The following is a 14,811-nucleotide window of genomic DNA, read 5'->3' on the forward strand; positions in this document are numbered from 1 at the left end:
CAGCGAATGGGCCTTGCCAGTGGCGATGACATAGTCGTCCGCAACGTCCTGCTTGAGCATGAGGTGCATGGCGCGGACGGCATCCGGCGCCCAACCCCAATCGCGACGAATGGAGAGATCGCCGAGCCTTAGGCGCTCGCGCGATCCGGCAGCGATGCGGGCTGCCGCAGACGTGATCTTGCGCGTCACGAAGCGCGGCGGCCTGAGCGGCGACTCGTGATTGAAGAGAAGGCCGGAGCAGACAAAGAGCCCATAGCTTTCGCGATAATTGGCGACGAGCTGAATAGCGGCCGCCTTTGCCACGCCATAAGGGCTGCGCGGCCTGAAAGCGGTTTCCTCCGTCGCCGCACCGCCGCCCGTATCGCCGAAGCACTCCGACGAGCCGGCATTGTAGAAGCGCACGTTCGGCGCCGCGATGCGCAACACTTCGAGCAGGTTCAGGGTCGCGGTCGCGATGCTTTCGATGGTCTCGGCCGGCTGCGAGAAGGAAAGCCCCACCGACGATTGGCCCGAGAGGTTGTAGATCTCATCGGGTTGCACAAGCTGCACTGTCTGCATCACCGAGCGGAAATCGGCCGGGGAAACGGAATGCAGCGGCACGCGATCGCGGATGCCGAGCGCATGCAGGTTGCGCGCCGTGGTGAGTTCGGCATCGCGCGAAGTGCCGTAAACGGCATAGCCGTTCGCGAGCAGCAGTTGCGCGAGATAGGCACCATCCTGGCCGGTGGCGCCGACGATGAGGGCGACGGGGGGCTTCACAAGGGAATCTGGTTTGCAGCAAATGCCAGCGGATCACGCCAGAGCTTCCGCCTGGCGACAAGGTCATCGCGCAGGTCCATGAGCGTCTTGAAAAGGGCGATCCACTCGCTGGTCATTTTCTTTGCGGTGTGCGGATAGTCCGGCATGCTCGCGACAAGCGTCGGATAGTCGGCAATGAGCCGATTCAAGGCAAGCTCGATTTCCCCGGGCCCGGAATAGGCCACGCCGAAACCGGAGCAATATTCCGGCATGCATCCACTCGCACGATAAAGCAGTGGCAGGCCACACAGCGCCCCCTCGTTCTGATGATTGCCACCGGGCTCGTTCACGGAGCCGGTTACGTAGGCATGGTGCGAGCGCAGTTCGTCCGCCAGCGGCGCGCCGTCTAGCGGCTTGACGTACCTGACGTTGCGAAAGGAAAACCCGCGCGGCAAATGTCCGACATAGGTGAAGGAAATACGCTCGCTCCATGGCTCTGCATCGAGCAGCTCATCGATCCGCCTGTAGACGTCAAATCCTTTCATGGGGTGGTAGCCCCAGTGGTGCGTCACGAGCTTCAACGGCCCCCGACCGTCCCAGGGCGTGAAACCGTCCGCATTGAAAATCCGTGAGTCGGCTCCATTGAGGATCGTAAACCATGGGTCTCGCAAACGCCTTTGCCAAAGCGGAAGCCTGGCGAGCCATGAACCCACAAATACGGTCGCATCGGCACAGTAATTGGCGCGAGCGAGGCGCGCGTTGATGAACGCCTCCCCCTTTCTTTCGTCGCACTCGTTGACGCGATGAACAACGATGGCGCCCGGATTGCGGAACGCGAGGTAGCGCAGGATGGCGCCGGCTCCGAAGCAGACGTTGGGAGAGCGCACACGCGGATCGGTAAGCAGGATCAGATCGATGTCATCATCCGCGAGGTCATTGACGACCCGATGGCCCGCCACACCGAGCGCTTCGGTCAATGCCGCGACAAAGCGGTTGCCGCCCCCCCACGGGCCGTCATACGCACGCGAGCCGACTGCAACCTTCATAGCGGTTTTCGTGCAACCATCGTTTGCGTGGAGAAGGCGCGGAAACCGCGGCTGGTAAGGAAAGGCTCGCGACCGAGCTTGGCCAGAATGTTGAGCAGAAGACGCGACACGCGCCCGATGATCGGACGTGAGGAAGCATAGAGCTCCGAGAGCGCCACCGGGTGCGACACCTCGAGGCTCGCGTCGACGCCGAGCGTCTCCGAGCAGAAGCGGCGAAACTGCTCCGGAAACCATTCCTGCACGTGCATTCTGTCGAGCGGTTGCTCCGTATAACGGATGGGCGTCGTCACCACCAGCACACCTCCGGGCGCGAGGACACGCCACATCTCCCGCAGCATGACGTCCGGCTGCTGCACATGCTCGATCACGTCGGAGCAGATGACGGCAGACATCGCGTTGTCGGGGCTCGGATAGCGATAGCCGTCGAGGACGCTGAACTTGCCCTCGAGATTGCGATTTGCGAATTGCTGGCGCGCAAGGTCGATGGAGAGACGATCCGTATCTATGCCTTCGACCGAGGCCCCCAGTTTCATCACTACGAGCCCGGCGAGCGCGGCGTCCCCGCAGCCGACGTCCAGCACGCGGCTATGCCTGCCGATCCCAGCCGCTCGCAAGGCATCCAGCACCTTTGCGTAACGGCCCATCGTGTAAGCGTTGAGTCGATGCACCGGCCCGAAACACTCGACCCAATGGTAGGCGCCGCGCTTCGCATACTTGTCAAAGACGATCTCGCTCATGCTGCCACGCGCCGCCTCGCCTTAACCGGCAAGCCTCTCGATTTGGCGCGCCATCCCGGCCGAAGTGACGTCGTGCGCAACAACGGCCTGCCGCGCAGCCGTCCCCATACGCTCGGCAGCGGCCCTGTCGTCGAGCAGGGAGCGGATCACATGCGAAAGAGCATCGACGTCGCCCGGGGGCACGAGCCGGCACACCCCTTCATTCATGAACTCGGGGTCCCACAAGCCTCTGTTGCGCGTCATGATCACCGGCCGCCCGCAGGCCATGGCCTGGAGCGTGGCGCTTTGCCCCGATGGCTGAATGGTGTCGATGACCGGCGTGATGACGAGACGGGCACGCCGAAATCTCTCGCGCACGTCCTCATCCGTCATGGCCGCCTGACGCCAGTCGCCCCTCTCGACGCACACATTGGGCTTATCGGTGAAAAACGACTGGGACGTAATGATCGACAGCCGCGGAAACTCCGGACGCCAGGCGGCGACCAGCGTTGCGAAGTCGCGCGCCGGGTCGTTGCCGATGCTGAGCACTTCCTCGCTGACGGCACCGGTCCCACCCGGCGTCCAGAACCCCACATCCACGCCGAAGACGAAATCATGCACGCGGCTCCTGTCGCCGACCCATGAGCGGATCGACGCCGCCTCCGGCCGGGAAAGCACCGCCAGGTCCACACCCGCGAGCAGCTTGCGCGCCAGAGACCGCCGCCAAGCCGAGGCGTCCGGACTCACGAGCCCCATAGTCATAAGGATCAGCCGCTTGTCGTGCTGGCCCATGGCGCGCAACGTGGCAATCGCCATGCCGATGGACTGCGTCGTGGCCACGAGGACGTCGTAGGGCGATAAAGGCCCCGCAATGGCCGATCGCAGACGCGGCAAGAGACGCGGACTGACGCCGGCCGCATGCGACACGCGCGCGGACGCGGCTTCCAGGAGCCTGGGCCAAGGCTTTCCGAAGCCGAGGTCGTCCTCCTCGAACATGGCAACCGGCTTGCCGGCGCGCGCGAGCTCCGCAAAGCCATACAGAAACTCGCCCGGGCCACCATTCGTGAGCCGCTGCCGCCGGCCCGAGCTGAAAAGGAATGCGACTGAGCGCACACTAAGCTCGTCCGGCTTTCGACGTCGCTGCAATCGCGGCGAGGCGGTCAACGATGCGATCCCGCCACGGCCTGTCGAACGCCCGCACGAACCAGCCGGCAGCCTGTTTCAGCGCTTCGCCATTCTTTCTGTCTTTGGCAGAGGGCAGCGCGGTTTCGAGCATCTGCAGAAGCTCTTCGACCGAACGCGCCACCCTGACGCTCGGTAAGTCGAGGAATTCCTTGAAATGCCGCAAGGGAAGATTGTTCAACATCGGCTGCGAGCCAACGGCATCACCCGGCACGAAGGCCACAGGCGTCTTTCCATTCAGCATCGCCTCGAGCAGGATCGTCGACAGCGGAGAGATCACCGTATCGACCACGGAAAGGAGATCGTGGGTGTCGCGCGCGTCGGGCAAGGAGATGCGGTCCCGATTTTCCGTCAGTCCCTGAATGTATTCGCGCATGGCCGGATCGATGACGATATTGCGCCATCTGGCGGCCACCAAGCGCTCACCGCCACGGCCACCGCCACCCCACGGGTGCGGTCGATAGATGACAGCGACGTCTCGCACCCGACCGGAGGAAATCGCGTCGTCGATGGCTTCCAGCGTGGACAGCTCGTCGGTCTGCGCATTGGATCCGGCGAACAACACCAGACGTTTCGCGGGATCGAGTCCGATCTCCCGGCAATATCCCTCGCGCGTGACGCGTGGCTCATCGAGGAAGATATCGAACTGCGCTGCCCCGAACTCCTCCATCTGGTGCTCAGGCTGCGCCATGTAGCGCCGCGCGTGCTCATAGGTTTGCGGTCCCCACACCAGCAGAAGGTCCGGCTTGCCGACGACGGCGCGCTTGGTCGAGGGGTTGTCCCAGGAATTCATCGCGACCACGAGCGGGATTTTCCGCTCCTTACATGCCGCGACAAGGTCGTTCATGAAGACGCTCTCCAGCACCGAAGGGTGGAGAACAACATCCGGCCTCTCGCGGTCGAGCAGTTCGTCCATCTCCCGATTGGGATGCTCGACAAGCCGGCGATCAACCATCCGGCGGAAGATCGAGGATGCGACCGGGAGACCGGCGACCGTCAGCAGCAGGGCCGCTTTCCAGCCGAGCACCTGCCGGCGAAAATTGCGGATGGCGCGCTCGTGCTCTCCCGGCCGCAGGCGCAGTTGGTCGGCGAAGAGCACCCACCGCCAGGTCTGTTGGCGGATGCTGTCGATTTTCAATCGCTCGAAAGGCGCACCAAGAGGCAAGGCGGCCGGGTCAAGCTTCATCCGCTTGCCGCCGTCATCAGGAAAGACATACTTGACATCGGCCGCCCTCGGCAAAGCTGCCAGCGCACCGCTCATAACGAAGTTCCGACAGATGATGTCGTGCTCCAGGAAGACGAGAACTTTCACGCCCGGCCGGCCTCGCGGCGGGACAGGATGAACTCCACGAGCTCGATGTCCCATTCGGTGTCGATGGAGACATGATCCCCCTCGACCACGTACGCGCCGGTGCGCCTCCCCTTGATCGAGCGCTGATCGAGGAGACACGCGCGTGTGATCGCGTAGGCAATCCCGTTGCGGTGATAGACCGGAACGAGCTGCTGCCGAGCAATGATCTGGGCACCAGCAGGATCGTAGTAATCCAAGGCACCCGCATCGACGGTAAGCTGCTTCAACGGATGCGCCTTCGAGTCCGTCACCGAAACCGTCCAGACGGCATCCCAATGTCCATCGACGAGCATGCGGATCGCGCCCGAGACCATTTCGGGGGTACGAAGCGGGGATGTCGGTTGAAGCACAACCACGATATCGTAGCGGCGTTTGTCATGCTCCTCCATGAACTCCAGCGCCTGAACGAGGACATCGTGGTCTCCGATGCGATCGCCCGAAAGCGCCTCAGGCCTGCGAAAAGGCGCTGCGAGCCCTGCGTCCTCCGCCGTCCGCGCAATCTCCTCGTGATCCGTGGAGACGACCGCACGATCGATCTCAGGGACGGCATTGGCGATATCTCCCGCCCGTGCGACCAGCGGGCGCCCACCCACTGAGCGAAGATTCTTAAGCGGGATCCCCTTCGACCCACCGCGTGCAGGAACGACAGCGAGCACTGTATTGCCGGCAATCACGCGATCTCACCCACAACGAAAACCGTATCCGCCGTTCCTCTCGACTCAAGCGTGGCGCGATACGATCCGTCGATCCCGGCGAAAGCCTCCGCAAACGCACTATCGCCACCAGGCTTTCCGTTTTTCAGCCATCCCAGGTGGTTCTCAAGGCCGTAGCGCTGGTACGGCAGAACCTCCTGAACCGTGAAGCCGTTCGCGGCCAGAACGCGCGCAAGCGAACGCCCCGTGTAAACAAAGGGATGCTGGCGTTGAAAGTAGAACGCTTCATATGCCGGCAAGCCATAGATCGTCAGCAAGGGATCATCAAGCGACGGCACTTCAATCAGTATTCGCCCACGCGGGGCGAGCACCTGGCGAACCGAAGCAAGAAATTCCGCCGGTGCCTTAATGTGCTCGAATACATGGAACAAGCAGACCAAGTCCGCCTTGATGCCCGCCGCCACAGCCGCGCCTAGATCCCAATAGGATGTCAGCCACGGCAGCTCCTCCCGTTGCGCCGCCGTCTTCTCATCGGGCTCAACAGCAAAATACCGCACGTCGGGACGGTCTTCATGAGCACGCCTGAGGAACCCACCCTCCGCCGCGCCGATTTCAAGCACAGCACCTTTCTCTGGCATGACGTGCCGGATCTTCTCGTATCTGCGCGCAATGACCGCCAAGGTGGATTTGTACTTAGAAAGCCCCAGCGTTGCGTGGCGGGGCGCATAGCTCGAATATTCCACCGACGGCTGGGGATCGAGATATGCAAAGCTTCGATCTTCGTTGACGAAGACGCCGACATCCGGCGCATCCGAGATGCCACTTCTCAGTTGCGCGAAGACATCATCGGCCAGCGGCACCGGAACTGACTGTGCATTTGGATGGGTCATGAAGGGGCTCGAAGAATAAGGTACAGATTGTCGGCGCGGCCGGTCGACTCCAGCCACATGCGCCAAAGAGCGTCGGCGCTCCCGTCGATCGCCTCAAGCGACGACCGGCCGGAGGGTTTCTTGTCACGCAGCCACAGCAGACTGTTCGCCATCCCATAGCGATGAACGTGACGGACGCTGTCGACGTGAAACCCCGCCGCCCGTGCGCACGCCGAGAGGGAGTCTGCGTCGAACGCCCAGCGATGCTGGGTGCGATAGAAGAAGGCCGGAAACGCGTCGGGCAGGAGCTCCATCAGGATGTCAGCCCGGTTGGGAGTGGATACGACACACTGTCCGTCCGGCTTCAATAGCGATCGGATGGAATCCAGAAACTCTCGCGGGTCGTCCACGTGCTTGATGACTTGAATTGCGAAAGCAACATCGATCTGGCCCGCGAACTCCTCGGCAGCCTTGCCGACAGTAGGAAACCACCTGTAGCCGCGGGAGATCAAGGATTGGGCGAACCCCTCGGCGGGATCGACGGCCACGATTTGCTCTGGCAGTCCCCGCATGTGATCAAGAAGGCTCCCGCCTCCGCATCCCACATCCGCCACGCGCTTTCCGCGTAACGATGTCGGCCAGATCGTCTGCAAAGTGAAGAGTGCCAGTTCATCGTGGCTGGCATAGTGCCTGCCGATATCATGGTCCTGGCCGACGTGGCGCCGATAGGTATCCTCGCGATAAGCGACGGACTCCAGGCAGGCGCCTTCCGCCAGACGCTCGACGCCGCAGCCGGCGCAACTTCGAATCGAGCTACTCACACTCCGCCCGTATGCGCCGTCGCGAACCGGACCTGAGTGCTTGAGCAACCACCGATCAGTGCCACAAATCGGACAAGCGGGAAAATCACTAGGATCGAACTCAATGGCTTCCTCCGGATCAGCCATGGTCATCCCGCCGATCTCTTGAGCATGGCCGGCAGCTTTTCCGGATGGCGTTGGAATCCACCAGAGTACCGTCGAAATCGAACACCGCCACCCGGATCATTCGGCGGCGGGCACCCGCGCCGAGCGGAGTTGCTCGTTGATCTGGAAGCGTCCCCAGTGATCGACGGCGGTCTTACGCTGCGCCGAACTCAGCTTGTTGATCTCGGGATCGCGATAGACGCTATCGTTAGGATGAGCCGTAGTCGAAATCTCCTCGAACACGCAGCCCTTCTCCGTCCAAAAGCGATGCCAGACCCCCGGCAGCACGGTCAGCGTGTCGCCAGGCTGGAGGACCTTGCGGCGCTCGCCGAGCTCGATGGTCAGGTCCCCCCAGAGCAGCAGGAAGGTCTCCTCCTTGAGCTTGTGGAAATGCCAGGGATGCGTTTGGCCGGGAAGCTGGACGAGGATCTTCTTGGCGTACTCGCGATTGATCACCGTGATCAGCACGGCGCCCACACGCCGGAAGTTGGCGACGCCGTAATGATGCGAGTACTCGGTGGTGAACTCGTGACTCAACGGCACACGAGCATAGGCGAGGAGCGCCTTGACCTCGTGAATGGCGCGCTTGAGGACCTTCTCGTCGCTGTTCAGCGGCACATCGAGCGCGTCGCGCGGCAGCGGCGCATCGGGCAGGATCGCAACCTCCGAGATAATCCCGGATCTCCAATCGCCGGAGACAAGCTGTCCTGCGCGATAGGGAAACGCGAAATAGACCTGCTCGTCGGTGATCGGCACGCCTGGCTCGATCGGCACACGCGCAAAGACGCCGCGCTTGAGGTCGTCGATGGCCGTCCGCTCTACGGAAAGAGGCTCGCCGCGCTCGCGTGTGCCCAGCAGCACCCTGGCCTTCTTCCACTTGCCGATCCAGGCATCGACTTGCTCGGGCGTCGAGGAATAGGCATTGAGCTTGATGTCGTCCGTTGCGATGCCGACATGCCGCTCGAACATACCGGCGCCGAGCGCCGTCGCCACCAGCACAGGGTCGGTGTCGGCCGGGTTCTCGTGCGTCGACCAGCCGATCACCCGGCCGGGATACCGCTCGCGGAAATCAGCAATGTTGGCGAGATGGCACGCCTCGTCGGGTGTCGGATAGATTGACACGCAATGCATCAGGGCAAAATCGCAACCGCGATGGCGAAGGAAGCTCACGAGGTCGTCGACCTCCTCCCGCGTCAGCCCGCCCGTCGACGCAATGACCGGCAGACCGCTCGCCGCAACCTTTTCCAGGAGCGGCCAGTCGCGCGCCGAGCAGCTTGCGACCTTGATGATATCGAAGCCGAGTTCCACGATCTTGTCCACCGACGCCTCATCGAACGGCGTGCAGGTCGCAAGCAGGCCCCGCCGCCGTACAGCCGCCACGAGCTCGCCGAACTCGGACCAATCGAGCTTCGTCGATAGAAACCGCGGCACATGCTTGTTGGTCGGCTTCGCCCGCTCGTCCTTGTGAACGAACTCGGGCAGGTCGCGGAACTGAAACTTCATGGCTGCACGCACGCCATGCTTTTCGACCATGTCAGCACATGCATCGATGATCGCCGTGCCGTGCGCCACCGAGCCCTGATGATTGTTGGCGACATCGAGTACGAAAAGATTCTCGAAGTCGAACGAGTGGAGATTTTCGTTCATTTCGATCACTCCAGCGACAGTGCTGACGGCCTCCAGCCTTTGGAATAGTCGATAACAACCCGACGACCCGTCTCTGCCGAGCGGTGGGCAGCCGCAACCACCAGCATCGTATCGAGCCCGCGGGAAAGCGCGAGGGGCGAAGCATCCGGGGCGCCGGCGAGGGCGGCATCGATGTGCGTCAGCTCCTCGATGAAATCATCGGGACGCGTCTTGCTGACCTTATGTTCGCTCGCGACTTTTCCGGGCAGCGATGCAACGACGGCATCGACACCCGGCTCGCACCCGCACCACCATTCCACATGGCCATCGCTGCCCTGTGCGCGAGCCCATTTCCGCGGTGGCTGCGTAACAACGTCCTGCACGCAGCGCCCCACGAGTCCCTTCTCGGTCTTGAGATTCATGAGGCACAATCGATCGTAGTCAACCCTGCCGTCACGCACGAAGTCGAGGCTCGCCTGCACTTCCACAACTCTTCCCGCGCCGGCCGAATGGGCGAAATGCTGCCACAGGTTCGCCGCGTGTGAATGCTCGCCCGACGCCCCGCCTCCGCGCTGCCAGAAACCAAGATAGCTCTCCCAAGGGCCTGCGAGCCAGGGATGCGCGGCGAATATGCCACCCCAATACTCCCGGAACTCGACGTCGAGCGTTTGCAGTGCGCCGAGCTTCTGGCCCGAAAGATAGTCCGACACCAAACGCGTGGCCTTGCCCACCACGTGGTCGTAGCCGACGAAGACGGCCACACCGGCGGCCTTTGCCTCGTCGGCGAGCTCCTGCGCACCTTTGAGGCTCGGACCGCAAAGCGGCTTCTCGACCAGGATCGCACGCGGCTTTTCCGCGATTGCCGCACGCGCGAGCGCCATATGGCTGTCGGGCGGCGTCCCGATAAAGATCAGATCGTAGCCACCCTTGGGCGCCTTGTCCGATGCAAACGTCTGGATCTCCAGATCCCATGCGCCGTAGCGGCCAGGATAGATCGACGACCGTGTCCGCTCCAATGCAGCCGGATCGTTGTCGACCAGATCCACCGACCAGCCGAGCCTGCGCGAGGCATTCGAAAGATGATTGCCAATCGAGCCGGCACCAAGGATCTTGACTTTCATGATGGAAACTTTCGTCAATTTTTTAATGTTGCAAATCGAGCCGGCCGCTCTTCCACGAGCGTCCGGCGGTCTATTTTTTTGAGATGTCGCAGATCCACTGCTCGTTTGCCCCCTGCAACGCGCGACCGACAAGGTCCATCGGATTCTCTCTTGGCCGTCCCCTCAACAATTCGAGAGGAGACGGTGACAAGATGTCACCACCGCGTTGCTGCTCGAGACGCCTGAATTCGGATGCCAAGACCGATGTGAGAAAGACGGAGTACGAAATCCCATCCCTCCTCCCTGCGTGCTGCCTGATACCATCAATTCTGAACCCTATCAGCGAAAGCGTGTTTACCCATTTCCACAAGCCCTCGTGTTGCCCCGCGTAAAGCATATCGAGATTAAGGCGTGAGAACGCGTGTTTCATCAACACGGCCATCGCCTCAATCGCTCCGGTTTTTCCGGCCGCCCTGCCCGGCGCCATTACAATTCCTATTTCTGCCGCCCGACTTATCAGATCGATATTTTTCAGGCTAATGACTCCAATGTGCTCATCGCTTTGAATGTCGACGATAGCTAGCAGCAACGTGGAGGCATTGGACATCGCGGCCCTGACATATTCCGCCTGCATCTCCATGGTCACCGGAAAAACGCCGTGTGAAATATATTTCGTGTTTATCTGATCGTTGAACCATTCATGCCAACGGCCACCAACTACGTCCCTCTCTATTGAAGGCGACCTGAGATAAATCGACCTTCCTACGAGGAAATGGCCGGCACTGGCACGCGTATGATTTTCGTCGCTCATTCCCACTTCCCAGAAACAGGCAAAAGGTTTTGCGCCGAGATGAATCTTTTATACTCAGAAACTTCAGAGGCCAGCTCGGAATGCATTCCGCGAGCGACGATCCGGCCCTCGCGCAGCAGGACGATCTGATCGCAATGCATGATGGTCGAGAGGCGGTGTGCAATGGCGATGATGGTCACCTTGCCCTTCAAGGAGTCGATGGCGTCGGCGACCTCCCGCTCGGTCAGGCTGTCGAGCGCGCTCGTCGCCTCATCGAGCACCATGAGATCGGCGTTCTGATAGATGGCACGCGCGATGGCCACGCGCTGACGCTGGCCTCCCGAAAGACGGGTGCCACGATCGCCAATCGGCGTATTCTCTTTTCTCTCCAGCCGTGCCACGACATCGGTCAGTCCGGCCGCCGCGATGGCCTCCCCGAGCTTGACGTCATGGGCCGTGCCTAGCGGCCGCAGGGCGATGTTCTCGGCAAGGCTCATATCGAAAATGAGCGGCGATTGCGCCACGTAGGACACGCGCCGGCGCCATTCCGCGAGCAGGTCCTCGTCTGACAGCGGGTAGTCGTCGACCAACACCGTCCCCTGCGTCGGCAGCAGCAGGCCGGCTACAATATCGACTAGGGTGCTTTTGCCGGCTCCGGAAGCGCCGACGATGCCGTAGCTTTTTCCACGCTCGATGGTGAGATCAATTCCATCGATCGCGGCTGCAGCGCTGCCTCCGCCATATGCATAGTGCACGTCGCGCAGTTCGATGCGGGCCCACGGCTCGGGGATGGGAGGAACCGACCGCTCGCAGGCCGGCGGCAGCCCCCGCCTCAGCTCGTCCAGATGCGCCATTGCCGGGAGCGAGATCTGGATGCTCGAGAGCGCATTCGCCGTCTCTCCGATGACGGGGAGCAGCCGCACCGCGATCACGGCATAAAGGGTCAACATCGACGCAACCTCGAGCCTATTCACGCCGAGGAACAGCGCCAGCACCGCAATGGCGACCACAGCGCTCATACCGATGACCTCGATGCCGGCACGGGGCACCAACTGCCATTGGCGCGCATCCGCATCCGAAAAGGCGTACACTGCGTAGTTGCGGTGGAACTCCGCCTTCAGGACATCGCCGGCTCTCGACATCCGCACATCGCGCCCGCCGGAGATGGCCTCGGTGGCCGCGACGCCGGCAATCATACTATTATGGCGCTTACGCTCGCTGGCGAGCGCGATCCTGGGGCGCGAGAGACGGAGGAAACCGACGCCAATCACCATGGTCACCGCGATGACGGCCAGCGCTCCGACCGGCGTGAGCGGTATCAGCAACGCCAGCGCGGTCAGCATCATCAGGCCGTTGTTGGCAAGGCTCAGCGCCTGACGGATCACGCCGCGCACCAGCTCGGTGACATGAGTCATCACCGAGTCACGCAGCATCGACGCGTTCTGCCGGAGGTACCATCCCAGCGGGGCATCGACGATGCTCTTGAGAAGGTCGGACGCGATACGCGTCTCCAAGGCTGCGCAGAAGCGGCCGGTAAGACGCGTATGAAAGAGCGTGAAGATGTTTTTCGCCACGATCAGGGCAACAATGACCAGCCCGGTGAGCACGATGGCATCGAACTCGGAGGTTACGCCGAGCCGATAAAATGTGTCGCCGATTAGCGTCCCACGGGCCAGTGGGTCCGGCTTCACAAGGAGTTGGAAGAACGGCAGGACGCTCGCGAGCCCGACCAAGGCGAGAACCGCATTGACGAACGTGGAGACCACCACGCCCACCGCCCGGCGTCGCTCGCGCTCGTTCAAGTAGCCGAAGGCCTGGGCTATCCCCGCGACCACGCCGAGCTTGTTCGACCGTATGCGGACGTGGCGGCGTTCGATCTGTGCCTTCTTTCCGGTCGTCGCGCGGTTGCCCATGATCAGCTATATGGCTCGTGGCTGGGCGCGTTGAACGCCGAATCGTTCACACTCAAGCATCTTGTAGATGTGGTAATATCGGTGCCCGGAGTCATACCAGCGCGATAGTGTCGATCTCCCCTCGAGTTCGTTGCTTGCGCAAAATGCCCAGCGACAAGCGCTCAGCAACTGGTTGCCAATCCAGAGCCGCGCCGGAAAAACTATGTATCGGGCCAAGTCAACCAACGTCCCGCAAAACTTGCCAAGTGTGGAAGTGCGCCGCTCCGCAGTTCCACCATTGCGCTACGGCAGCAATCTCGGAATGAACAAAGGCCACCTGCTTGGAGACCATGTCGTCCACCAAGCCGTGCAGTCTGTCCTGCTCGCTGTCGTCTCCCATCGGCACGTTTGTCTCCGAAGAGGGACAGAAATACATTCCCGCAAAGATGGCGGCGAGCTCCGTCGTCCGCTGGTTGGCCATCGTGAGCCAGGTAGGGTCGAGCAGAGCCGCAACGTAAGCCTCGCGGCTGGTGCAGTGATGCGCAAAGCCAACATCATGATACCAGCCACGATCCGCCAGAAGAACCGGCTTCCCAGCGGCCGCATACTCGATGCCCGCTGTTCCGTGCACCGTAACAAGCCCGTCGACCGCGGTCTGCACGTGTGCTCCGTTCCACTCGATGGGACAAAGTCGGATGTGCTCCATTGGAGCTTCCGCCATAAGGTCGGCGAGGGTGATACCCCCATACCAGCGATCGCACGGATGAGCACGGAAAAGCCAGTTGCAGCCCGTTTGGCTCTTGACTGCTTCCAGTGTCACCTCCAGCCAGTCGAGAAAATCCGAGAAATTTCTCATGCCCACGCCATGTGGGTAGTCAAACCAATTCGACGCATAGACCGCAACGATCGGCTTGCTCTCGTCCCAGCCAAACTCTTGGCAGATCGAGCCTCGACTAGGCCCGTTTCCAATGTTGGCACCGAAAGCATAGCGCGCACCAATATCGTCGGTTGCTCCCGACATGCGCCGACCAAGGTATGCGAGACCGCGGTCCGCGAGACGTTGACGAATCTCGGCATCGAGCGCGTCTATTTGCTGAGAATCTGGGCGATCGACGGTTTCGAAGAAGTCCTCCGGACGGCTCAGTTTGCAGTACCGGAGCAATCCATAATTTCCGAACGCGACAATGACTGGGATGTTGCGGCGGAGAGCGCACCACGCGATGGAGCCATAGCGAAACTCGATCGCATGGCTGAGCACCACAAGCTCCGGCCTTACTTTGTCCAACAACGCTTCTGCCGCCGCAATGCTTCCAAGCGCTTCGGCGATGTGATCGAGCAGTAAGGGATGCGCCAGGTCGACTCGCGCAGCACGTTGCCGCTTGATGATCCCATCATAGAGAATGCTTGGCGGCAGGTCGGACGGCAACCGCCACGCGAGAATGTCAGCCGGCCGTTGGGCGGTCCTGAGCAGCATCGCCGCGCTCTCGCGCAGCTTTTCCTCTTGCCCGACCAGCGTTTGGAAATCCTCGCATCGGGATACTCCAAGTGCTTTTAGAGTCGTCAATACAACGCGCCGCTTGTGGGGACCGATCACGGCAGTCTCCGCTCCGGGGGCGATACCCAAGGCGGATCGGAGGATTGAATATCGATACCAATAGTTGGCGTTGTCCCAACTGGCATCGACAAGGACGCTCTTGAAGCCAGACGCCGACCCGGCTCGTGGCAGGGCAGAAAGCCTTTCCGCAAAGGCGGCGCGCTGGCGAAGCATCCTCGCGTTGTGCCGAAACCGATACGGCAACAGCGACCGCGCACCATCAAGCGCGCCTCGCGCAAATAACATCGCTCGCGCACCGAAGGTCCGCAAGATCTTCGAACGCCGTGCG

Annotated in this window: 13 protein-coding genes; all 13 read right to left on the reverse strand. The window is 61.7% G+C overall.

Annotation, left to right across the window (positions count from 1 at the left end):
• Positions 1-759 (reverse strand): GDP-mannose 4,6-dehydratase (locus IT540_RS03565; RefSeq protein WP_291173373.1); only part of this gene is annotated, 759 nt, incomplete at its 3' end.
• Positions 756-1,784 (reverse strand): hypothetical protein, encoded by a 1,029-nt coding sequence (locus tag IT540_RS03570; RefSeq protein WP_291173376.1) that lies wholly within the window; start codon positions 1,782-1,784, stop codon positions 756-758. The genes IT540_RS03565 and IT540_RS03570, both read right to left, overlap by 4 nt.
• The gene (locus tag IT540_RS03575; RefSeq protein ID WP_291173379.1) at positions 1,781-2,521 is read right to left on the reverse strand and encodes a class I SAM-dependent methyltransferase; all 741 of its coding nucleotides are present in this window, start codon (positions 2,519-2,521) and stop codon (positions 1,781-1,783) included. The genes IT540_RS03570 and IT540_RS03575 overlap by 4 nt, the downstream gene beginning before the upstream one ends.
• A gap of 21 nt (positions 2,522-2,542) precedes the next feature.
• The gene (locus tag IT540_RS03580; RefSeq protein WP_291173382.1) at positions 2,543-3,613 is read right to left on the reverse strand and encodes a glycosyltransferase; all 1,071 of its coding nucleotides are present in this window, start codon (positions 3,611-3,613) and stop codon (positions 2,543-2,545) included.
• Between the two features lies 1 nt (position 3,614).
• Positions 3,615-4,994, reverse strand: a complete 1,380-nt coding sequence (locus IT540_RS03585; RefSeq protein ID WP_291173384.1) for a hypothetical protein — start codon at positions 4,992-4,994, stop codon at positions 3,615-3,617.
• Complete coding sequence (locus IT540_RS03590) at positions 4,991-5,707, reverse strand: acylneuraminate cytidylyltransferase family protein (protein ID WP_366029148.1); 717 nt, start codon at positions 5,705-5,707, stop codon at positions 4,991-4,993. Before IT540_RS03590 ends, IT540_RS03585 begins: the two co-directional genes overlap by 4 nt.
• A complete protein-coding gene (locus IT540_RS03595) occupies positions 5,704-6,576 on the reverse strand; it encodes a class I SAM-dependent methyltransferase (protein WP_291173387.1) in 873 nt (290 codons plus the stop codon). Before IT540_RS03595 ends, IT540_RS03590 begins: the two co-directional genes overlap by 4 nt.
• A complete protein-coding gene (locus IT540_RS03600) occupies positions 6,573-7,508 on the reverse strand; it encodes a class I SAM-dependent methyltransferase (RefSeq protein WP_291173390.1) in 936 nt (311 codons plus the stop codon). Before IT540_RS03600 ends, IT540_RS03595 begins: the two co-directional genes overlap by 4 nt.
• 90 nt (positions 7,509-7,598) lie before the next feature.
• Positions 7,599-9,167: an N-acetylneuraminate synthase family protein gene (locus tag IT540_RS03605; RefSeq protein ID WP_291173393.1), complete on the reverse strand. Its 1,569-nt coding sequence runs from the start codon at positions 9,165-9,167 to the stop codon at positions 7,599-7,601.
• Between the two features lie 5 nt (positions 9,168-9,172).
• Positions 9,173-10,267 carry a Gfo/Idh/MocA family oxidoreductase gene (locus tag IT540_RS03610; protein WP_291173397.1) on the reverse strand — a complete coding sequence of 365 codons (1,095 nt, stop codon included), beginning with the start codon at positions 10,265-10,267 and terminating at the stop codon, positions 9,173-9,175.
• A 70-nt stretch (positions 10,268-10,337) separates the two neighbouring features.
• Positions 10,338-11,057 carry a GNAT family protein gene (locus IT540_RS03615; protein ID WP_291173400.1) on the reverse strand — a complete coding sequence of 240 codons (720 nt, stop codon included), beginning with the start codon at positions 11,055-11,057 and terminating at the stop codon, positions 10,338-10,340.
• Positions 11,054-12,949 carry an ABC transporter ATP-binding protein gene (locus IT540_RS03620; RefSeq protein ID WP_291173403.1) on the reverse strand — a complete coding sequence of 632 codons (1,896 nt, stop codon included), beginning with the start codon at positions 12,947-12,949 and terminating at the stop codon, positions 11,054-11,056. Before IT540_RS03620 ends, IT540_RS03615 begins: the two co-directional genes overlap by 4 nt.
• A 217-nt stretch (positions 12,950-13,166) precedes the next feature.
• Positions 13,167-14,792 carry a hypothetical protein gene (locus IT540_RS03625; RefSeq protein WP_291173406.1) on the reverse strand — a complete coding sequence of 542 codons (1,626 nt, stop codon included), beginning with the start codon at positions 14,790-14,792 and terminating at the stop codon, positions 13,167-13,169.
• Positions 14,793-14,811: the final 19 nt, after the last annotated feature.

This window comes from Hyphomicrobium sp., from assembly GCF_020852195.1.
GTDB lineage: Bacteria > Pseudomonadota > Alphaproteobacteria > Rhizobiales > Hyphomicrobiaceae > Hyphomicrobium_C.